Source organism: Flavobacterium hauense, from assembly GCF_054457175.1.
In genome coordinates this window covers 37,307-57,384 of record NZ_JBTKVX010000010.1, presented here as the reverse complement: position 1 = coordinate 57,384, position 20,078 = coordinate 37,307, and the positions used below count along the sequence as shown (strand labels likewise).

Here is a 20,078-nt window from a genome sequence, read left to right as displayed (position 1 = left end):
TCGAAAGGCAAATATTAAAAACTACCCGGCTCAGTACCTGTATAGCCACTCTCACTTCTAGTATAATCAAGGTAATCAACTCTGCAGACGAGATATTTAAATGCATCCGAAAAGTTAGTCGAGAACATAGGCCTTGAAGCTAAAGGTAACTTTTCAGAAGATTTATCTTTTTGAATTCGCTTTGAACCATTCCTATCTATTTTTACAGTAATCTTAGTAAGCTCAAGGCTGCTTTTAAGGTGCTTGCATTGGAATTTGTCAATTTTCAATTTAGGCAACTCTTTTTTTGTTTCACCCATGAACTGCCTTGCAAAATTATATTCCACTTCCTGGTCAATATTTCCCTGGTTCAAACTCATAAGATTTACTGTCCAACCGGTACTAACACCATCAGCAAATTCGATATTGTTTTTAAGTTCACTAGCCCAGTCGCGTTTTACTTTTGCATATTGATTTGCCGCCCTGTCATAGTACATATCAATTACCTTGTACTTATGATGCTTGTAAAAATTCCTGAAACTTTGCGCAAGTTCCTTAGAGCTTGCCGGTGCCAGTGTATGAAAATCTTTAAGAACATACAAGAAATTACCTCTTCTTTGTCCGGACACCAGGCTACACATATCACCAAAATCGACACCTATTTCAATTTTGGTATTATGATCAATATATCTAAGTGCTAAACTACTTTCTTCGATATCGTCAAGAATTGAGTATTTGTCATAATAAGATGCTTCAGTTCCATCGTCGTAGAAGTGATGTTCTCCAAGATGGCCATAAAACTTTTCGCCTTTTTTTATGTTGACTTTAAACGACAAGATTGCACTCTTAAATTCTTCGAGGCCAAGTGCTGAAAGGTTATCGTAAAAGAATCCATCCTGTAAAATATCTACGTTTACCAATGATGACACAACATAGAAAAAGGTCAGGCCTTTACGTGCCCTGATCCAGTATTCTTTCCACCGTTGCACCTGCTTTTTCAGAAGCATAACTTTTCTGTTGTCACCGGCTTTAGCATAGTTGATCAATTCACACCGAATTTGATTTAACTCAAGCCCTATCTGGAGCGCGAGCTTTGCCTGTTCCGGATCCATGTCGGCCTGCATATTCCATATCCAATCTTCATCCCCGGACAGTATATTAGGCATATCTGTAGTAAACGTTCTGCCTCTGTAAAATACTGAATGACTAAACCTTTCATACTCTCCACGTATAGCAGGTGTTAACCTCTTTAGTTTTTCGAATTTTAAAAGCCTGGCTTCATCACCATACATATGCTGATAGGAGTTACCGGCAAGACCACTAGGCTGATCCAAACTACCAATATTGAAGAAACAACCATTAAAAACTGATATAGTATGCTTATAGATCTGTACCGGCTTATAAGGTAACTTAAAATGCGCCGGAGGTCGTTTATCTGTTACATAATGTAATCCTTCTTTCCAGCCTTTACGAGTCCATCCCTCCAGTAAGGTAGGAACAACATTCTTTAAAGCATTGACATAAGTATCGGAAACAAACACCTGATAACTTCCCGGCATATCATATATGATATCCATAGATCTTTCAGCAATTATATCTGAGGTTTTTGCAGTCGCCCTACCGGCAATTAATGCCAGGTTCTTAGGCTGCATCAGGTCTATTGCCGTTTTTACTTTGGATGCATAACGAGCTTCAACAAAAGACTCATCAAGACTTACGTGGGTCCTCCTGCTCATTAGGGAATAGTTTAAATGGAATTATATCTGCTTCCTGCAGTAGTCGTGTTTTCTCTTTCTCTGTTAGTTCCGGTAATTTCTCAATAAAGGCTTTTAACTCAATCCTGTTAATTTTCGGCATACCAAGAGCTGCTGCATCTGATGTATAAATTTTAACCGGCTGTTGAAATAATTGGTCCGGAAGCTCTTCTTTGTCTTCTATATGGGTTTCTCTTAAAACAGCTGCATCAGCAATCATTTTAACCACCTTCTGAGCATCTGAGATATCCGTAACAAGCTGCATACTAAAATTAATCATCATATCAACTTTATCAGCGTAGATATTCGCCCAGGCTTTTTTAGATATTGTAGAATCACAATAAAAATACTCCAATGTATCTTCATATACCTTTTTGGCTTGATATCTTGATAAGCCGTCAAATTTAATGAGGTGTTTTAAAATAGACTCTGGGTTTCCATACCTATCGATACGCAAATACATCCCCCTTACTTTATCCATCAGGAGCACATAATTCTTTATTTTTTCTGGAGCATTGTCCAGACTTCCGTGTTCAATAAATTCATAAACATCGTGGATATCCACATCATCAATCTTCATGGCCATAAAGAATTTGTTTTAGAATATTTTGAACTTTATTTTTTTCTGATTCCTTAAGGAAGATTTGTGCAGCTGTAATATTTCCTGATTTTGCGAGCTCCAACTGCTTTTGATTAATAAGAAATTCAGCCTCCAGCTGGCCTTTATCATAGGCCTGACGGATTACACTCAAATGATCATAATAATGTTCCAGGAATGCTTTTTTATCAACGTCAAGGTATAACGCGATTTTCTCTGGAGAATAATTTACCGCCGCAAGGTTCTCAACAGCCTCGAGCTGTTCATCAGATAATATTAGCGGAAGTGGTTTCATGTAAATTTCAAAAAATCGGTTGTTATTATAAGGCTAATTATAATGACCAGGTATAATGCATCGATAAGTAAACTCCTTAATTCAGAAAAATCAAAGATTTGCCACACCTGCAAGCAAATTGCAATGATCAGAATTAATATTATTGCGAAACTAAACGGATCCATTAGTATTTTTTTAGTTTAGATGTTGTAAATAACTGCATTCTGAAATCATACAATCCTTTAGAATTCGCTAATAAATACTGCTCATAATGGGCATTCTCACTCCAATTACCAGAACCTTCAATGACAAAGTAGAAATCATGTGTTCGTAGCAGGCAAACCTTTGCATGTGACCAGGCAAAAAGGACCTTCAAATTTGCCCTCGATGAAGCCATCGCCATCAGATGTTCTATTGTAATAGGGTTCCGCTTGATCATGCTATCTGATATCAGCAACGTTACCTGTTCAATCATTCCAGAATCGTGCAGCTCTATAAGCGCATCAATTACTTTCCGGCTAATACTGTACGTACAGGCATGCAGCTCCTTTATCGGGTATCGCTTAGCTATAAAAGGGATGAACGTAAAAGCATTAAAAGAGCTGTCTGACTGCAGGAAAAAGGTTTCTTCCGGAGTCGGAATCCTGATGAGATCCTCCTCGAGAGTTGCCACCTTTTCAAAGTGTGTGGCCAGATATTTGGAAACCCAAACTCCGGGACCTTTTTCCTGCTGCTTTTCTTCAGACAGCTCTTTATAATTGAAAAATCTATTAGCCTGCATTTATACCCAGTTTCTTTTGTACCAGGGCAAGCATCTCGTTTCTTTCAGTAATCTTTTTGTTTATCTCATGCTTTTCCTCCTCAGTTGCAGTTTTTAATGCAGTATTCTTTTTCGACATATAGGAAGGGGTCTGGGTAACAAAGTTGTTAAGTTGTTTAGGAGTCATAGCATCAACTTTACGTTGCAGCGCTAAAGATGAAAATATTCTATGCTTGCCAAGAATATCCTTATGCTCTTTGTAATAATCTAGCTCAGCTGTAATTTCTTCATTATCTTCAAACCATCCCACTGCAGCTGCAGCCAGCTCTTTTTCTTCTTCCGGAGATACAACAAGTTTACCATCTTTTATATCCTTCAGACGCTGATGGCAATCTTTGTAATTATCAAGTACAGTAAGTTTGTCGGATACAAGTATTTTTAACTCTGCAGGGCAATCATCATCTTTCAGAAATGGATATTGATCACGTAGCTTTAAAGTTTCTGACTCGCTTTTGTTGACCTTATCACCTTTTGAATCAAGAATTTCAACATCACTTATGTTGATATTGGCAGCTGTCAGGTCAGGATTATCATCAAGCTTTTTTACTTCTTGATCCTGCAGTTCTTCAGAATTATCAGCAGAAGCAGTAAACTCTTTCAGTATATTATCCGGGAAAACAGTAGCAGCTATTTCATCAGCCATTAACGGAAGTATCTCAAGTATAGGGAACAGTTCCTTAATACCTTCATTTTTCATAAACTCCTCAAGGAAATTTTCACATTGATCTGTCAATGTTTCTACAAATTCCCTAACAACAGGACTAACCTTATCCATTTCCATGTCGGGGTATTCAGCTGCAAGCTTAAGACCGTGCATTAAATGAGTTTTGATAACTGGATCAGCACCTATTATAGCAATCTTCAGTTTATCATTTACCGTAAGCTCATGATACTGCACCAGTGCCAGTTCAGGAAGCTTTTCAAGGTCGGTTACACCATGCAGCTGCTGCAGGTCATATAATAGATTACCTAAAGCATAATCAGAATAACCTCCACTGTTATATGCCCTTTCAGAAGCAAGGTTTTTATTAGGTGATCTTCTGTACAATTCAAATGCCTTATTAAATTGCTCCGGTTCCGAGTCCGGTAAATTTTGAAAAAACTCGATTACTTCAGATTTCATAAGTAGCGTTTTTGGTTAAACTTTTTTCAAATGTGGCAATTGCCATATTATAAAATTGTGATATGAAAAAAAGCCTCTCAAATGAGAGGCTTTCTTAACCAACCAAAAACTAAAAAACATTAACTTCTGCTTACTTCGATCAGGTACTTTTTAGCACCATCATCGAACACCTGCAGGTTAATTACTGAATTTGCCAATCCTGTCCATACTGAACCTGATTTAAGCAATATTGCCGGTGTAGCAGATGTGCTGTTTGTTAGAGTAGCAGGAGCTACTCCACCACCTCCTATAAAGGTAACGATCTGGCCAGTTTCTACTGTAACTTCAGATGGCTCTATAGCATCAGTTACTGCTAATGACGGTAGTTTGTACTGAAGCCCATTTGTGGGATTAATTGCAAAAACCCCGCTTGTTGCAGCGAATGGTTCTGCCAATACTAAATTACCAAGGTAATGACCAGGGAACCACTCAGTAGCAATGCTTTGCTCAAATACAAGCATTTTCTTTCTGGCTTCGTTATCGTCCTGAGAAGAAGGCTTAAGCTTTACCGGTGCACACTTGGTTCCTACTACTGTCCTAAAAGGATCCGCACAGCTACCATAAATAATTATACAGTCAACACCCATCCAGTTAGCCACAAACTCTTTTGTCTCGAGATCATCACCAGGGATTTCAGTTTCAAACTTTTGTTTGACCCTGAAATTGTCATCTTCACCTTCAGTTTCATATGAACCTTTAGCCTTTAATGATGTTTGGTAGAACTGGATCATTTTAGCGTTTGGCTTCATAACGAAGCTTCCAGGAATCTTTATTTTATTAGGATCCCTTAATGGCCATGTAGCAATATCTTCAACAGCTACAATTGTAACATTCGGCTCTTTAGGAGCTGGAGCCCCGGGAGAAACTCCCGCGGGCTTAGCTAAATTTGTTCTAATATAGGTCATGATTTATTTTTAAGCAATTACACGTTTCGTCTCTCTCCAGTAACCTCCAATCAGCGTCAGCTGAATGTAATCCGCCGCTGTATCTAAAGTTGCAGCAGAGTTTAGCTTAATGTTGCCGGTAGTCGCCAAAGTAACATTTACACCTGCAGCATTAGTACCATAAATTTTAATGTTTTTGTTTTCAACTCCATTAATTACACCTGTAATTGCTGTAGTTACACCACCATTAAATCTGAAAACGCCGCTTGATTTAGCATCAACAACACCTGTGTTAAATGACACATCTGTTGTAGCAGCTACAGGAGCTGTCGTTGTGCGCTCAATTTCCTTCAGGGTTTTATCTTCGTTTACGTATAAAAGAATATAACCCGGTGTATTTAAAGCGTAATCTGCAGTAAGGTCAAAAACAGGATTATCTTTCAAAGCCTTTGCACTTGCCATCCTGTTATTACCGGTAATCTTTATTACTTGTCCAGGAACTACACCTTCGATAGCTGCTATATCAGTATTCCATTTCTCATCCATAACGATATTTGGATAAGTTACTTTAAGAATTCCAGTTGTATCATCGAATGCCGGTACTGTTACGTCGGAACCGAATACAGGCACATCGTTAGACCACACTTTTTGAACCTCAAAGTTTTCAGGCTCATCACTCGCACGTTTATTACCTACAATAATGAAACGGATACCAAGTCTATAATCTGCGAAGATGTGTGTATCCCTCTTATCATGCGTAACTGTGAATTTACCTTTCTCGCTTGTATCGTAATCCATGATCTGAACATTCTTAGACAAAGTGATACCAATAAAATCAGTATTAGTCTGATCTTTGAGAACCTGGAATCTGAAGTTAGGATAATCAACAGGGTAATTTTCCTTATATTCATACATTCCTGTATCCGTATTATAGTTTAATTGATACAGCTCACCAGCTCTTTTCCTATATGCTTTCATCCAACGATCTGAAAGCTGTATTTCCATACCTTCCTGACCTCTTTCTTCTTCAGGAATACGCTTGATCATATCTTCGATATAATCTTTAATGTTAGCATCAGTTGGAACGCCTAAGTCAAAAGCCCTATATTTCTTTTCTACATCTCTGTAGTAATACCAAAGGTATCTAAGACCATTCTGTGAATTTACGGCAGCTCCAGGCCTGTTATCATCCTCATCCGGATTGATTGAGAATATACCGTTAACCTGTCCTTTTCTGTCGTCAAGTTTTTGCTGTTTCACAAGCTCTGCCAATAGGAAGCCGATGAAAGACATTTTCCAAGGGTGAGACTTGTCTGAGTTTTTAATACGAACCCATGTGTTTTCAATCTGCTGCAGCTCGAAACCATCAAACGTAATATCAATTTTCTTTCTGAAAACCTTACCGGTTTCAGTAACAAACTTGAACCTGTTCTTAGCAGCCCAGCCTTTTTTCCTTCCTTGAACTATCTCACCCGTTATTATATATCCATCAGCTACGGTATCAAGGACACCACTTCTGCGATCCCATTCTGCAGGAAGATCTTCGTAGTCATTAAACAATGAGTTAATAACCGAAGGGTTTTCTCGTACAAAATGCTCAAGGTCCCCCTGAAGGGTAGGAATGTTAGAATCAGTGTTAAAGGTTGTGGCTTTTGTACCGCCATCTCTAAAACGCTGGTTCCACGGCCTTTTATCAAAAGCATCGTAACCTTTTGTTGAAGCAAATAAGTGTGTTGCTGAGTGCTGCATACTTTGTCTGGCATTATTAATTATTTCGAGTGGAGAATCCCCTTCAGGTTGATCCATCAGCGCCTGAAGCTGCTCGGTCATTTTTTCTTTAAAATTTTTGTGAGCTGAAGCTATGGCCTGCATTTTTGCCAGTAGATCATTTCCATCATCAGAACTACCCTGGGCAATTATTTCCAGCTCTTCAGCTGACATATTGGTTTCTGCCACTAGCGCATCAATTTCATCCTTGATGGCTTTTAATGACTGATCATTTTGTGACATATCCTTTAGTTCTTTATCAAAGCCCTGGATAAGTTTTTGAGCATAGTCGGCACCGAGATGCTCTTTTAATTTTTCCTTCTGCTCGTCAGAAAAATCAGTGCCGGAGTTTTCGGCATTAATAGGAATACTAGCAATTCCCAAAAATGCCTGGATTGCTATGGCCGTCTTAGCCAAGAATTTCCATTTCATAGATTAAGTATTAGAGTTATTAATTATTTAAAAAGTGATTTCATTTCATGTCGTATGTGGACCATATCAATAGCATCGGATAGCGATCCCTTTGAATCCACTAAACCGTATTCAATAGCTTGGTCTGTGTAAAATGTCTTACCGGTAAGAACACCAGGAGCATTTTTTTTAAGTTTTGGTCTAGTATCTACAACTGCATTCTGGAATTTTATAGCCAGAGGGGAAAGCATTTCTTTTTTGATCATATCATACTTTCCTTCAAGAGCCAATCGTAAAGCAAGATTCTTATCTTCACTTTCGTCCGGATATATTTCATGGATTACATAACCAAGACTCTCAAGAAATTTACGATTGTCTTTAAATGACAGAACAACCCCCACCGATCCAATAGTAGCTGAAAGATCGTTTTCGGCCATTAAGTGATCCACACACTGCAACATTGCATAAAGATGGGCTGAACATAATTGTTCATACAATCCAACTGAAGGCTTTTTTCTCCTTAATCCGAAAGAAACGAAAGGGGATATTGCATTTACAGCTCCTCCAGGGCCATCACCATATAAAACATAACCTATGTAGTTGGGATTAGCCTCGATCTCATCAAGAACCGCAACAATCTCAGTAGCGCCATTAGTACACCAATCTCCATATTTAATAAGTATACCTACCATATCAACGACAGCGACAGAACCTGGAGGAACTTCTAAGTGTCCATTCTCATCAGGAGATACAATTCTCTTATTTTTATCAAAAACGGTAAGTAAAGCTCCGGGCTTCAGATCCAGTTCTAATACTGCCCCAGACATTATTTTTTGTGCGATAGGTGCCCATGTAGATAAAGCCTCGAATGTGATACCCCACATCCCTTTCGCTATATCGTTTAAAAGAGGAACTACATTCATTTTGTTACTTTTATGCGAAGATGATTGAAACAGTAAACTTTAATTGTGATATGTTTTTACAGTAATTACACAAAGCCTTTCTTACGCAGGTAATACCTGCCTATCAGTATAATAACTATCAAAAAAAACAGGCAATAGTGAAAAAATGTAAACCCTGTGGACTTCACTTTTTTATCAAGGATCAAACTGTTATAATTCGATTTACTGGCCTGCTCAGCATCAATCCGGATATCTACCTTTTTCTCTGCAGCTGCAACTTTACTCTTCGTCTCTTTTTTGGTAGAGTTGGAGTTTTTAAACTTAAAAGAACCGGGGCCGGTCATAGTGAAGTCCGCTACAGTATCACCATTTTTAACCTGGACAAATCGTGCAGGAGTATAATTACCCGATCTATCAGCCACTCCGGTATATACACCTTCCACTTCTGTAGAATCGCATTCGGAAACATCTTGCGACGTGCTCTGCTCTGCAGATGATTCCTGCCCCTGAATTGTTAGTGATCCGGAAGAGGATTCACTTGTATTGACAGTAGTGGTAGTTTTCGTTTTATTCCTTGAAGCGCAACCGGCCAGACAGATGACCAGCAGCATAATTGTTACTATTCTCATATGTTAACCCAGTAATATTTTTTACCGTCAATGACCTCAAGAAATGTTTGATTCATCTTTACTTTAGTGAGTAGATCCTTCCATTCATAACCAAAGGTTTTTTCAAGATGCGGTGGATCATACAGGCTTTTCCAGTCACCACCCCACGACCAGCCAAGTTTTTTGAAGTAGTTTACTACTTCCATCCAGTCGGCAATACCATCATTATCAAAATCTTTAACGATATCCCATGAAGCTGTCTCAAAGGTTCCATTATTGTCTTTGTCCAGCAAAAGCACAATATCAAGTGCTAATCCATAATTATGGATTGACTGGCCACCTTTAGCTCCCGTTACTTTTCCAAGCCTGTTCCCTTTGGCATCAAACAATTTTGTACGGCCCTGAGCGTACAGCTCGTCCTGTTCAGCATTGGATCGTAGCGTGTATGCGAAGCGAAGCCTTACGCCTTTACCCAATAAGAAGTTATTTATCTGCTTGTAAGCCTCAAGGGCTTCCTGCCTTACTTTCGGATGCAGGAATTTAATCCTGTCTAAAGTGATCTGATCCATAGTGATTATTTTGAAGTATTGATTTTTGATTTAAATGCTATGAAAATCAGTTCAACACCTTTAAGACCACTATAACCCAATAAAAAGGCTATACCTCCAAGGATATTATCCGACAGATTAAACCAGTCGGCAACCACAGGCGTGAGGTAGTTTGCTGTAAGCCCTCCGGAAAGAATGGTAGATACTTTTTGTAACCTGGTAAGTTTTGCGGATTTATTGATGAATACATATCCGCCACAGAAACCGGCTAAGATGATAATTACATCTATACCCATATCCTTCAGGATCTGTGTAAATGCTAGGAAGAAAGATTTCATGTAAGCTGCTTTTAAGTTGTAGCAAACATAAAAGCAGCCAGTCAATTAACTTGTGATATGATTTTTAAGCGAAGTTTGTCACACGATTAGCCGGACGCATCTGCATCCTTGATAATCGTCTATCCTTTGAACGTTCCCTATAGTACAGCTGTCTCAGCTTCTCATTACAAAAACCAAATTCAAGGAGGTCGTATTTATCGATAAAAAAGTCGATGCCTTTTGTAATATTGGGTTTTCCATTATGCATGAAGCCATCCACAAAAAAAATGAAGGACAACCTGAAGATATCCTCAAGTAAATTATTAATCTCCCTGTTTACATCTGCAGGCAGTTCCAAAAAGGAGTTCGCTCCGGAGACATATTTAAAATAGTTACCCTCATACTGCTTACCCCCTTCAGGATTGTCAGCTACAGAAAGAAATAAGTTATAATGATCAACCTTAGCCGGCTTTTCAACCTTGAGCATAAACAGACGTATCATTTTCCCCAGGGATGAGGAAGTAGAAATTTTTACAGCAGTTACTGTTTTACCACAGTAAGAAGCTTCTTTTCCTTCAAATTCAAGAAAGAAGAACGGAATTAAGTGTGGCCGGATATTCACTGGAACTACGCTCATATATAAGTAAGGTTTAAATTCAATTTTTATACTTTCCTAACTACTATCTTAAAGTCTGCTGGATTTAAAGATGTGATTGCTGTAGCGCTTGGGTTTGTTACCAATGCTGTAATTTCGTTAGCTGCAGATACAAATCCTTTAAATATTAATTTTTCTGTAAGTGCATTGGTTAATATAGAGAGCGGAGGTATAATAGTAACTTCATCACCTACAGCAGCGCCGGTGAAAGTTATAAGTACAGAGAGCTTGGCAGTAGTATGCGCTCCAGGTTCTGGAAAATCTAAATTTTTAATATCGCTCAGGACTTTACCTGCCAGTGTATCAAGTCCACCGCTAAGATTACTAAGTTTATCAGATAGATTTGGTATATCGGCGATGACCATAGAATGGACGTTGCCGGTTGCTTCACTGTGACTTTTCAATTGACCTAGTGTTGCGCCGTGCGAAGATGAAGTAGCGTTTGCCATAGTAACAGTACCAGCAAATGAAGCTGCACCATTTTGTTTAAAAGTAATTACTTGCGAATTAGAAGAACTGTAAAAGCCCAAATCGCCCGCAACACTCCTACCATTTTCAATATTCCAGTCTGAACCCCCAGTTCTTGCATTATCAAGAAGCTGGATTAAAGGGAATCCTCCGCCAGCTTGACTTCTTACAGATATACCTGTATTTCCATAATTTGTTACTATGACATTCCCGCCTTTAAATACAGTACTATATCCTGCTCTAGGGGTTATATCAAGATTTCCATCTGAGTTATACAATATAGAGGCATTTTGCCCCGCAACCCCTAAATAATATCCTTTGTTATTACCTTGTAAGGTCAGGCTGCCGTTCTTTGTTTCATCTGAATATGTATGTATTACATCTGAATTGTTTGCTTTTATTTGTAACTGCTGTACATTAACCGCATGATATCCAGTGACACCGTCTGGAACAACTGGACTAACATCAAATGTCTTGGTTCCTGTTATACTTTCTGCGCCCGCTTTGTGCAAAACTGTTGTATTATCTGCTTTACTTGTTATCGCAGCTGCAACATAACCTGTTGTAGCAATTTCTTCCCAAGCATTCCAATCAGCTCCAGCTTGATACCTGGTATAAAGCCTTCCGGTGACATCGCTTATAAGATCAGTATTAAATCCTGCATTACCTGCTGTATTTAATCGTATACCAGTACCATATAATCCTATGCCAGGTCTATTTGCTGCATTTTGAAGGGCACGAATCAATGTAAATTTACCTCCTTGTGGTGTATTAAAATCTATCACATCTACAGGTGACCAATTTGCAGCATCATTTGCAGTTACGGCATTACCTGTAATTGATATAGGCCAGTTACCTGTAGCATTTGTGCCGTTTGTGTTGGCTTTACCAGCCAATGCACTAATAAGCCCGCTAACTTCTGACATACCTATTGCGAGCCATAATTTAAATGAGGAGGCTGTATATCTTCTCGCTTTTGAAGCAACATCATCATAAACCACTGCATGAGTTATACCTGATCCATCAACAGTGAAATCAGCATAAGAACTTCCCCATAGATTAGCCTGCGCAGCTACACCTGAAATATTTATAGGCCAATTACCTGTTGCATTTGCTCCGTTAGTATTAACTTTCCCATCAAGAGCTCCCTGAAGCCCCTGTATATTTGCTATTGTAAAAGTTACCGAATCTATTAAAGTTCCTGAAGGACCTTTAAACTCAAGAAGCTCCGGAACCGATGCTTTAAAATCAACCTGCTGGATCAGGTTAGATACAAATGCGCTCGCAGGAACCGAGGTCAGAACCTCGCCGGCATCGTTCTGCAGCTCGAGGCTCATAGTAGCGGAATTGAATACAAAGGTAGTACCCTCGTTATTCAGGAAAGCCAGGTTAATTGTAGCTAATGTGATACCATCATAATTCTTCAGGTACATTTCAGCTGTAGCCGGATTAACTTCTATCTCGAGACCATTCACAAAAGCTTTGGTCGCATAAGGGCTCACACCATCACCGTTATTGATCAGTTGAGAAGTATATGTGATGTAAGGAGCGACATCACTATTTGTGAGTTTTGAAAACTGTGTGGCCGTGAACTGTGTTCCGGATCCACCGTAGATGCCTTTTGCTCCAGTGAAGAATAGAATGTATGTCTTACCGCTTACACTGTAGCTAACCTGGTATTCAGAATGCTCTGCAGAGAAGTTTCTTTCCTGGCTATTTAACGTAGGCAGGAAAGTGTGGTTAGGTAAAGCTCCAAGCGAAATCGTAACCGTATTGGCATCGATACCGGCATCACCCATCTGCACATTTTCACCGACAAGCAGTTCCAGATGTGAAGCTTCAACAAGAGTACCACCTATACCCCACATTCCTTTGCCTGGCTTAAATAAATATTTATAGCGCTGCGCAGTGAAGGTTTCAGACAGCTGAATAATAGTAACTATTACAGGTGTTTGCTTTTCAGTAATTACCAACGCCATAGCGTTAAGTCTGGCTACCACATTTTCTTTTGTAGTCGTTCCTGAGATCGGTATCAGATATCCGGTAGAAATAACTCTACCGATGTTATTTTGATCCAGGCCAGCTGGACCTAAGTACAACTCAATAAGAGAGGCCCTTATCAGGTTTAAAAATTCCGCATCTGCATAATACTCTTCGCCAATGCCCTCAAACATTGCCAAGCGCTCAGGAGTATCTACTTTTTCCAGATACGCCTGCAGCTTAGTTAAATTACTCATTATTCTTCAAATAAATTAATTGGTATAAATGCCGGTAGACCACCTTCGTTTACGGGTGGTGTATATCCTAATGGGCTAATGCTAACAGTTTCAAACTGTATCTGCCCTATTCTTTCGTCGGTTTTAGCCTGAATTTTAGGCCTTACATTTTGTTCGAAGTCGTTACGCCCCATCAGTAGATGTCGATTATCTGAAAGCTTGATCTTAATGAATTTTGCTTTGACGATAGTATCCAGGCGCACAGCTCGGGAACTGCCTCCGGAAGGGAATGTAATGACAAGCTTTTGTTTGTAGATATAGCCTGCATTCGTAAGCTCGCTTTCTTCAGAGAATCCAACGGACGCACGGCCGAAATATGCTTCCTGGAATGATGCTTCGGTAACTATAGTATTGAAAAAAGTTTGGTAGCCCTCTAAGGTAGAAGGTAAAAAAGATCCTGCGAAAGCCAATTCAATTCCGCAGATAACGGGAAGTGAAGCCACTTTGGCAAACAGTGCTGACATAGATTGGTGATTTAGTCAAATATAGGCTAAATAGTCTATTTAACAATGAATTAAGACAATTTAGTATACCGATAACAAGAAAAATTTTTCAACAATAAGTAATGACATTATTGTTTCAAATGGTCAACGGGTCAACATTAAGCGTATTAATTTGATAATCAAATAAATACAACGTTGACCCGTGTTAAAAATCATGTTGAACCTACCCTGATATGTTGACCGAGAAAAAAGAGGTCAAGACGGTCAACATAAAAAACACTATTTTTTGATTAAAGTTTTTATTGAGGTCAACATTATTAGTGTATTGTAATTTAGTACAATAATAGTAATAATTAGTATAATTGTTGACCTGTTGACCAATAAATTAGTGTTTCGCCAATCTGCCTTAGTCGATTTTTTTATAATTTGGGGGCGCGGGGGAAAATGAAAAAAGCCGAGAGAACTCGGGAAAGAGGAATAGAATTAGAAAGGTGTCACGCTCCCGCGTGACGGATTTTTCGTAATCTGCTGCCGCAGATTAAGCCAATGAGAACGAATATGAAAGTACGAACGCTATCACAACAGAACTCCATCGAATTTTTTAATGTGGATGATTCCAACCCTCTCCACTTGCAATTTGTGGGCGATATCAGTCATGGTTTTCCCCTACCGAGCGAAGATTATATGGATAAATTCATCAGCCTTGATGAAGAGCTGGTAAAACATAAAGATGCTACCATATATGGCCGGGTAAAAGGTGACAGTATGAAGGATGCCAACCTTGAGGAAGGAGATGTACTGATCATTGACCGCGCCGTTAAGGTAGAAAGCGGTGAGATCGGCATCTTCCGAATTGACGGTGACTTTATATGTAAGCGCCTGTATATTTTCACCGATCGTGTAGAGCTGCATCCGGCCAACAAACGCTTTAAGGTCCATACTTACGATAACGACAACTTGCCCTCCGATTTTCTTTGCATCGGCCGTGTAATGTATACCATAAAGAAAACGCGATGAATTTCAACGAAATGTATGCCCTGGTGGACTGCAATAATTTCTTTGCGTCCTGTGAGATAGCTTTCGACCCGAAGCTATACGGGAAACCTGTGGGTGTACTTTCTAATAATGACGGCAATATCGTTGCACGTAGCCCAGAGCTCAAGGAGCTGGGTGTTAAAATGGGTACTCCCCCATTCCAAATTCGCGAGCTGCTGAGCACTTACCAGGTCGACCTGCTATCGAGCAATTATGAGCTATATGGCGATACAAGCCAGCGCGTATTCAATACGCTATGCCGCTTCTCTCCGGAAACGGAACGCTATAGTGTCGATGAAGTATTCCAGAAGTATTTCGGTTTTAAATACGCAAGCCATAAAGTATTAGGAGCAGATATCAGGAATGCGGTAATGCAGGAACAAAACATTCCGGTATGCGTAGGTTTCGCCCCTACCAAGTCACTCGCGAAGATTGCCAACAAAATTGCCAAGAAATACCCATACCTCAATGGTGTGTGCGTAATCGATACGCAGGAGAAGCTCGATACAGCCTTAAAGATGACGAAGACCGAAGATATCTGGGGCATTGGCCGTGCGCATACTAAGCGCCTGGACAAACTCGGAATTGTAACGGCCTATGATTTTGTACATAAGCTACCGGTAGAATGGGTGCGAAAGAATATGACAGTGGTGGGCGTGCGTATGCAGCGAGATCTCAGCGGCGAACAGGCTATTTTCTTTGAGGATATCAAACCCAAGAAGCACATTATATCCTCCAAATCCTTTGCGAAGAATACAAATGACCTCACTTATATATTGGAGCGTGCCGCCAGTTATGCTTATACAGCAGCAGAAAAATTACGCAAAGATAACAGCCACTGCAAAGAGGTGTTTGTCCAGGTGCAGACCAACTGGTTCCGTGAAGACCGGCCTCAGGATTTTGAAGGTATCAGTATAACGCTGGACTATCCTACCGATTCTGCAATACAGATATGTAAAGCTGCTACCGATGCGCTGCGCCGCATTCATAAAGAAGGTTACCTGTATAAGAAGGTTGTTGTTGGACTCAGCCGAATCACTCCGGCCGGTACGCCGCAGCTGGCGCTCTTCCGAAACGAAAAGCCGGGCGAAAGCCAACTAATGAAGGTAATGGATACCATTAACAAACGCCAGGGAAAACACAGTGTGATGCTGGGTAGCATGGACCCAAAAGAACCCATTAAAATGAAACGCGGGAATCTCTCTAAACGTGCATCAACAAAATGGGATGAGCTGATTGAAATAAACTGTACGAAATAATTATGTGCTACAAATATAAACGACCTGAAGATAAAACACAGACCGAGGTAGAATTTGATGCACGGTTCAGCCGTCCTGAATATTTCAATCCATCAAAGGATATCGTTAATGGATTTGATTACCCGATGATGCCTATAATTCTGGACAGTAGCCCTAACCTTATCATCGAAGGGCAATGGAAGCTAATACCACCTTTTGCCAAAAGCGATAACCCAAAAGAATACCAGGCCAATACATTGAATGCCCGTATCGAGGAACTACGAAATAAGCCTTCCTGGAAAGATTCAGCCGATAATCGCTGCCTGATCCTTGCTCAGAGTATTATTGAATACCATCATATAGATGTACCCGGAAAGAAAGCTCCTAAAACCGTTCCTTATGAGATTTGGAGACAATGTAATAAACCTATGGGAATTGCAGGTATTTACAACATGCGCAGCGGTGTGCCGACGTACTCAATGGTCATGACTGACGCCAATGCGCTCATGGCAACAGTACATAACAGCGCTGAACGTATGCCGGTAATATTGGAAGGTGACGAATATTTACGCTGGCTAACAGGCGAGGATGAATTAAATTTTGTTGATCGATCTCTTATAGAACTGCAGGCGATTATGATCGGAGATTCTTCTGAGGAACAGTTGACATTATTTTAGTTAAATCAAACCTTTCATAAGCATTTATAATAATCTGCCGCGCTTCGGTTTTAAACGAATTTTTACGCGTCGAATCTGAATGTGTATAAAGACGCTCGGCAGATCTGAATTGGGAAATAAAAAAATTCAATAGCGTAGTGTGATCCCGAGAAAATACTATGCGCTCGTCTGTATGCAAACGCAAGACAATATCAGTGTAGCCATTGATATTGAAGGATTCAATATTCGCACGCCTGATATTCAGTGTTGGCTTTTCTGTTCCACTACCCATAAATATGGACAAACCATTATCAACAGCGTTAAATACCGCATTCCAGATCTCCCCCTGGCGCTTTTTCGCTAACATATATGGAGGAATCTCTACCTCTGGCGGCAAAAGGAATCGTACAAAACTTATATGTCCATAATTATTGATCATTTTCCATAGTATTAGCCGAATTGTCATCACGTTTTTCTCCAGGCTCTGCCCTGAACTCAGGCGCAATTGGTTCATCCGGATATAAATATTCAATCTTTAATATCTGATAACCATATACCGACTCAACTGGAGTGATAAGGTTTCCTTCCTGAAGACCAAACATTATATCATCGCGCAGTGCATCATCAGTAGGCATTTCTGAAAAATGGCCTCCGTAAATAACATAGGTGCTGTATGCTTTTGGACGTTGTAAAAGAGAATGCAATTCATCAGTCAATTCCAGGTTACCTTCAAATATGGTAATGATCTCCGGTTTCTTAACAGAACGCATTGCATGATACAGCTCATTGGGAGCTACATTCTTTTCAACCTTCAGTTCTTTACCTCCGGGTATGTAAGTAATTGCCTTGTAGTAAGCCATAATCAATCAATTAGTAAGCAGGATGTATTTCGATGCCTATTGTGCTTTTCTGCATAGGTTCATCCCCGATGGTGTAAAAATACATAATTTCAGGTTCACCTAGTTCCAAGGCATCCATAACGTAATGAAAAAGGTCGTCACCCCCATCATGCCAATCAATAGCTTCTTCAGGATGCTCCGGATTATGAATTTCAAGGCGCACTTCCATTAGGGTGTGATTTTCGATAACAGGCTCATTTGTATCACAGGGATTATCAATTTCCTCTCCGTGTATCTCTTCCCAACCACACATTTCCACTCCCCCTGCACGTAGCAGCTCAACAATTTCCTTCATCAACTCGCCATTCGTGTAATTGGTAGCCGTACTAGTGTTCAGCTGACTCTCATATTTAAAGGTAACAAGCACTTTTTTCATACTTTCCAATTTTATTCACTCTAAGATACGTAATACTGTGTAAAAGTGTGTAGTAATTAGATTATTGTTAACTTCGTGGAAATAACCAATAAATTTAAAAACATGGCACAAATCCCTCAACTATATATGAATACTGTTGTGGCAATAGGTTCAGCAACTGCACAAGGCATGCATTGGATTGGAACCGGCTTTTTGTATGGTGACGCTATTCCCCAGGCAGATGGCAGCACAAATTACAAGATATTCCTTGTTACAAATAAACACGTTGTTGAAGGACTAAAAACAGTCCACTTAAAATTTAATCCCACCAATGGTCAGGCAGGTAAAGATTATGAATTGATTTTACTTGATCATGAGGGTAACAATTATTGGGTTGGACACCCAGATCCAAATGTAGATGTTGCTATAATTGAGGTTAATGCTCATTTTTTGAACGAGGAAGGTATGGTTTTCAATTTCTTTGAATCAGACAATTTTTCACATACATCCGAACAAATGATGTTATGCGGTTACTCTGAAGGAGATAGTGTGTTTGCAATGGGGTTTCCTATGGGAATAGTTACAGACCGTAAATATGTGATTGTAAGAGGAGGTATAATTTCACGTATTTCTGATTTGTTTGAAAACAGAAGTAAAGATTTTATTATAGATGCTCCAATATTCCCTGGTAATAGCGGTGGGCCTGTAATTAGCTCTACAATATTTAATGATGAAGGTAAAGAAATTGTAGCTAGCAAGCTAATTGGGATAGTAAAACAATATATTACATTTAAAGACATAGCTGTAAGCCAACAAACAGGTAACCCAAGAATAATTTTTGAAGAAAATTCCGGATTGACATTGGTTGAACCTGTTGACAGGATCAATGAAACAATCACCGAGTTTAAAAGAATTGTTTCTGTACTGGAATTACAACAGCAAAACCCCGCTAATTAGCGGGGTTTTGTAATATATTTGCTTTATGACACCCGAAGAAATAAAACGCTACTTTTTACACAACCCTCCTCCGGAAGAAGTCGATTGGAAACCTTACATGAAGATTGCCAACTCACAAGGCTTTCTGAACCACACCTTTGTTTTAATCCATAACCATAAAGGCAAGCTCGAAGATTGCCCGGCATGGTGGAGGCTTAGAGAATTTTACCAGGATATGAAAAAGCTGAATGAAGCAGCACAATAAAAAAGCCTTCCGGAACCACCCGGAAGGCAATAATTCAAACGCAATTTCCTAATCAACTAGGGATAATGCGATGTAAAAATAATAAAACCCCGCTAATTCGCGGGGTTTTTTCTTTATACATTTTCCTCTCCGGTATCCTGCTGTTCAGTCTTAGGCGGCTTCAACCCTTTAGCCTTCACCTTGTCAACTGAGAGCTGCGCATAGTAGGCTAAATCACGCCCCCTATTGAGTGCAATAAGATTTAGATAGTACAGGGTATCAGCCACCTCCTTATCAAACGCCTCGCCACCGTCTTCATCTTCTCGGACTATCATTACACCTGGAGCAAAATGTGGATTAGCTCGAAAGTATTTCTTCAGATCGTCGATTATCGAAGCAATACCAACCGCAAGAGCTTTCCTTTTTTCGTTCTCATCACCGTCAAGATCGTAGAATATGACTTCGTTTAGAACCTCGCCAGCTTCACCGAAAAGCCCGAGTAAGGCAACGGGATTAAGCTCTCCCAACTTATATCCATACTGCAGCTGCAAATCTGTTAGCTCTTTAAATGGATCCATCTCCCTTTTCTGTTTTAATTGATATTGTAATACCTAACCCGGAGCGCACCTGGCTCACAGTCCCGAGCTTCAGAACCGCCTCCAGTTGCTCATGCTGAATTGCATTCTTTATATTTAACCTGGTCAGGTTGTAGTCATGAAATTCAGAGCTTGTAGGCTTTGCATCACTTCCGAAAATTTCTTTTAGTCCTTTGGCCACCTCTGCCGGTGACAATACTGTTTGTGTTACTGTATTTTCCATAATTAATTGACGATTCCCTATACTTCGCGA

Annotated in this window: 23 protein-coding genes; 5 read left to right on the top strand and 18 right to left on the bottom strand. The window is 39.8% G+C overall.

All coding sequences use genetic code 11. The annotated features are described in order from the left end of the window. Positions 1–14: 14 nt before the first annotated feature. The 14 genes from ACX0HA_RS08970 to ACX0HA_RS08905 form a co-directional block, all read right to left on the bottom strand. Positions 15–1,715 carry a hypothetical protein gene (locus tag ACX0HA_RS08970; RefSeq protein WP_458844934.1) on the bottom strand — a complete coding sequence of 567 codons (1,701 nt, stop codon included), beginning with the start codon at positions 1,713–1,715 and terminating at the stop codon, positions 15–17. Beyond that, entirely contained in the window at positions 1,687–2,313 is a 627-nt protein-coding gene (locus ACX0HA_RS08965) for a hypothetical protein (RefSeq protein ID WP_458844933.1), read from the bottom strand. Before ACX0HA_RS08965 ends, ACX0HA_RS08970 begins: the two co-directional genes overlap by 29 nt. Next, positions 2,303–2,626, bottom strand: coding sequence for a hypothetical protein (locus ACX0HA_RS08960; RefSeq protein ID WP_458844932.1), 324 nt, complete (start codon positions 2,624–2,626; stop codon positions 2,303–2,305). Before ACX0HA_RS08960 ends, ACX0HA_RS08965 begins: the two co-directional genes overlap by 11 nt. Positions 2,627–2,789: 163 nt before the next feature. Then, positions 2,790–3,386: a phospholipase D-like domain-containing protein gene (locus ACX0HA_RS08955; RefSeq protein ID WP_458844931.1), complete on the bottom strand. Its 597-nt coding sequence runs from the start codon at positions 3,384–3,386 to the stop codon at positions 2,790–2,792. Continuing rightward, on the bottom strand, positions 3,376–4,548 hold the full coding sequence (locus tag ACX0HA_RS08950; protein WP_458844930.1) for a hypothetical protein: 1,173 nt from the start codon (positions 4,546–4,548) through the stop codon (positions 3,376–3,378). Before ACX0HA_RS08950 ends, ACX0HA_RS08955 begins: the two co-directional genes overlap by 11 nt. A gap of 119 nt (positions 4,549–4,667) precedes the next feature. Next, positions 4,668–5,492, bottom strand: a complete 825-nt coding sequence (locus ACX0HA_RS08945; protein ID WP_458844929.1) for a hypothetical protein — start codon at positions 5,490–5,492, stop codon at positions 4,668–4,670. 9 nt (positions 5,493–5,501) lie between these two features. Next, complete coding sequence (locus ACX0HA_RS08940; RefSeq protein WP_458844928.1) at positions 5,502–7,670, bottom strand: hypothetical protein; 2,169 nt, start codon at positions 7,668–7,670, stop codon at positions 5,502–5,504. Between the two features lie 23 nt (positions 7,671–7,693). After that, positions 7,694–8,533 (bottom strand): S49 family peptidase, encoded by an 840-nt coding sequence (locus ACX0HA_RS08935; RefSeq protein WP_458844927.1) that lies wholly within the window; start codon positions 8,531–8,533, stop codon positions 7,694–7,696. A gap of 104 nt (positions 8,534–8,637) precedes the next feature. After that, a complete protein-coding gene (locus ACX0HA_RS08930) occupies positions 8,638–9,180 on the bottom strand; it encodes a hypothetical protein (protein WP_458844926.1) in 543 nt (180 codons plus the stop codon). Continuing rightward, positions 9,177–9,728, bottom strand: coding sequence for a M15 family metallopeptidase (locus tag ACX0HA_RS08925; RefSeq protein WP_458844925.1), 552 nt, complete (start codon positions 9,726–9,728; stop codon positions 9,177–9,179). The genes ACX0HA_RS08930 and ACX0HA_RS08925 overlap by 4 nt, the downstream gene beginning before the upstream one ends. Before the next feature lie 5 nt (positions 9,729–9,733). Further along, entirely contained in the window at positions 9,734–10,045 is a 312-nt protein-coding gene (locus ACX0HA_RS08920; RefSeq protein ID WP_458844924.1) for a hypothetical protein, read from the bottom strand. A gap of 64 nt (positions 10,046–10,109) precedes the next feature. Then, positions 10,110–10,661: a hypothetical protein gene (locus ACX0HA_RS08915; protein WP_458844923.1), complete on the bottom strand. Its 552-nt coding sequence runs from the start codon at positions 10,659–10,661 to the stop codon at positions 10,110–10,112. A 26-nt stretch (positions 10,662–10,687) separates the two neighbouring features. After that, complete coding sequence (locus ACX0HA_RS08910) at positions 10,688–13,384, bottom strand: autotransporter outer membrane beta-barrel domain-containing protein (protein ID WP_458844922.1); 2,697 nt, start codon at positions 13,382–13,384, stop codon at positions 10,688–10,690. Continuing rightward, positions 13,384–13,887 carry a hypothetical protein gene (locus ACX0HA_RS08905; protein WP_458844921.1) on the bottom strand — a complete coding sequence of 168 codons (504 nt, stop codon included), beginning with the start codon at positions 13,885–13,887 and terminating at the stop codon, positions 13,384–13,386. The genes ACX0HA_RS08910 and ACX0HA_RS08905 overlap by 1 nt, the downstream gene beginning before the upstream one ends. A 537-nt stretch (positions 13,888–14,424) precedes the next feature. Between ACX0HA_RS08905 and ACX0HA_RS08900 the strand changes: the two genes are divergently transcribed. Genes ACX0HA_RS08900 through ACX0HA_RS08890 form a run of 3 tightly spaced genes read left to right on the top strand, consistent with a single transcriptional unit; the run spans position 14,425 to position 16,816 of the window. Further along, positions 14,425–14,883 (top strand): LexA family protein, encoded by a 459-nt coding sequence (locus tag ACX0HA_RS08900; RefSeq protein WP_458844920.1) that lies wholly within the window; start codon positions 14,425–14,427, stop codon positions 14,881–14,883. A gap of 11 nt (positions 14,884–14,894) precedes the next feature. Next, positions 14,895–16,160 carry a Y-family DNA polymerase gene (locus ACX0HA_RS08895; RefSeq protein WP_458844919.1) on the top strand — a complete coding sequence of 422 codons (1,266 nt, stop codon included), beginning with the start codon at positions 14,895–14,897 and terminating at the stop codon, positions 16,158–16,160. Positions 16,161–16,162: 2 nt separating this feature from the next. Further along, on the top strand, positions 16,163–16,816 hold the full coding sequence (locus tag ACX0HA_RS08890; RefSeq protein WP_458844918.1) for an SOS response-associated peptidase: 654 nt from the start codon (positions 16,163–16,165) through the stop codon (positions 16,814–16,816). A 407-nt stretch (positions 16,817–17,223) separates the two neighbouring features. On the opposite strand, the gene ACX0HA_RS08885 is transcribed toward ACX0HA_RS08890, so the two are convergent. After that, the gene (locus ACX0HA_RS08885) at positions 17,224–17,655 is read right to left on the bottom strand and encodes a hypothetical protein (protein WP_458844917.1); all 432 of its coding nucleotides are present in this window, start codon (positions 17,653–17,655) and stop codon (positions 17,224–17,226) included. A gap of 10 nt (positions 17,656–17,665) precedes the next feature. Further along, complete coding sequence (locus tag ACX0HA_RS08880) at positions 17,666–18,070, bottom strand: hypothetical protein (protein ID WP_458844916.1); 405 nt, start codon at positions 18,068–18,070, stop codon at positions 17,666–17,668. Positions 18,071–18,172: 102 nt separating this feature from the next. On the opposite strand from ACX0HA_RS08880, the gene ACX0HA_RS08875 reads away from it, so the two are divergent. Both ACX0HA_RS08875 and ACX0HA_RS08870 read left to right on the top strand, forming a co-directional pair. Further along, positions 18,173–19,006, top strand: a complete 834-nt coding sequence (locus tag ACX0HA_RS08875) for a S1 family peptidase (protein WP_458844915.1) — start codon at positions 18,173–18,175, stop codon at positions 19,004–19,006. 25 nt (positions 19,007–19,031) lie between these two features. Then, positions 19,032–19,250, top strand: coding sequence for a DUF6965 family protein (locus ACX0HA_RS08870; RefSeq protein ID WP_458844914.1), 219 nt, complete (start codon positions 19,032–19,034; stop codon positions 19,248–19,250). Between the two features lie 113 nt (positions 19,251–19,363). Here the strand turns inward: ACX0HA_RS08870 and ACX0HA_RS08865 are convergent, their stop codons facing one another. After that, complete coding sequence (locus tag ACX0HA_RS08865) at positions 19,364–19,807, bottom strand: hypothetical protein (RefSeq protein WP_458844913.1); 444 nt, start codon at positions 19,805–19,807, stop codon at positions 19,364–19,366. Further along, positions 19,794–20,048: a hypothetical protein gene (locus tag ACX0HA_RS08860; RefSeq protein WP_458844912.1), complete on the bottom strand. Its 255-nt coding sequence runs from the start codon at positions 20,046–20,048 to the stop codon at positions 19,794–19,796. The genes ACX0HA_RS08865 and ACX0HA_RS08860 overlap by 14 nt, the downstream gene beginning before the upstream one ends. Between the last annotated feature and the right edge of the window lie 30 nt (positions 20,049–20,078).

Coding starts and splice junctions, on each gene's coding strand:
- ACX0HA_RS08970 (WP_458844934.1), bottom strand. CDS start 1,715: ATGAGCAGGAGGACCCACGTAAGTCTTGATGAGTCTTTTGTTGAAGCT.
- ACX0HA_RS08965 (WP_458844933.1), bottom strand. CDS start 2,313: ATGAAGATTGATGATGTGGATATCCACGATGTTTATGAATTTATTGAA.
- ACX0HA_RS08960 (WP_458844932.1), bottom strand. CDS start 2,626: ATGAAACCACTTCCGCTAATATTATCTGATGAACAGCTCGAGGCTGTT.
- ACX0HA_RS08955 (WP_458844931.1), bottom strand. CDS start 3,386: ATGCAGGCTAATAGATTTTTCAATTATAAAGAGCTGTCTGAAGAAAAG.
- ACX0HA_RS08950 (WP_458844930.1), bottom strand. CDS start 4,548: ATGAAATCTGAAGTAATCGAGTTTTTTCAAAATTTACCGGACTCGGAA.
- ACX0HA_RS08945 (WP_458844929.1), bottom strand. CDS start 5,492: ATGACCTATATTAGAACAAATTTAGCTAAGCCCGCGGGAGTTTCTCCC.
- ACX0HA_RS08940 (WP_458844928.1), bottom strand. CDS start 7,670: ATGAAATGGAAATTCTTGGCTAAGACGGCCATAGCAATCCAGGCATTT.
- ACX0HA_RS08935 (WP_458844927.1), bottom strand. CDS start 8,533: ATGTGGGGTATCACATTCGAGGCTTTATCTACATGGGCACCTATCGCA.
- ACX0HA_RS08930 (WP_458844926.1), bottom strand. CDS start 9,180: ATGAGAATAGTAACAATTATGCTGCTGGTCATCTGTCTGGCCGGTTGC.
- ACX0HA_RS08925 (WP_458844925.1), bottom strand. CDS start 9,728: ATGGATCAGATCACTTTAGACAGGATTAAATTCCTGCATCCGAAAGTA.
- ACX0HA_RS08920 (WP_458844924.1), bottom strand. CDS start 10,045: ATGAAATCTTTCTTCCTAGCATTTACACAGATCCTGAAGGATATGGGT.
- ACX0HA_RS08915 (WP_458844923.1), bottom strand. CDS start 10,661: ATGAGCGTAGTTCCAGTGAATATCCGGCCACACTTAATTCCGTTCTTC.
- ACX0HA_RS08910 (WP_458844922.1), bottom strand. CDS start 13,384: ATGAGTAATTTAACTAAGCTGCAGGCGTATCTGGAAAAAGTAGATACT.
- ACX0HA_RS08905 (WP_458844921.1), bottom strand. CDS start 13,887: ATGTCAGCACTGTTTGCCAAAGTGGCTTCACTTCCCGTTATCTGCGGA.
- ACX0HA_RS08900 (WP_458844920.1), top strand. CDS start 14,425: ATGAAAGTACGAACGCTATCACAACAGAACTCCATCGAATTTTTTAAT.
- ACX0HA_RS08895 (WP_458844919.1), top strand. CDS start 14,895: ATGTATGCCCTGGTGGACTGCAATAATTTCTTTGCGTCCTGTGAGATA.
- ACX0HA_RS08890 (WP_458844918.1), top strand. CDS start 16,163: ATGTGCTACAAATATAAACGACCTGAAGATAAAACACAGACCGAGGTA.
- ACX0HA_RS08885 (WP_458844917.1), bottom strand. CDS start 17,655: ATGGCTTACTACAAGGCAATTACTTACATACCCGGAGGTAAAGAACTG.
- ACX0HA_RS08880 (WP_458844916.1), bottom strand. CDS start 18,070: ATGAAAAAAGTGCTTGTTACCTTTAAATATGAGAGTCAGCTGAACACT.
- ACX0HA_RS08875 (WP_458844915.1), top strand. CDS start 18,173: ATGGCACAAATCCCTCAACTATATATGAATACTGTTGTGGCAATAGGT.
- ACX0HA_RS08870 (WP_458844914.1), top strand. CDS start 19,032: ATGACACCCGAAGAAATAAAACGCTACTTTTTACACAACCCTCCTCCG.
- ACX0HA_RS08865 (WP_458844913.1), bottom strand. CDS start 19,807: ATGGATCCATTTAAAGAGCTAACAGATTTGCAGCTGCAGTATGGATAT.
- ACX0HA_RS08860 (WP_458844912.1), bottom strand. CDS start 20,048: ATGGAAAATACAGTAACACAAACAGTATTGTCACCGGCAGAGGTGGCC.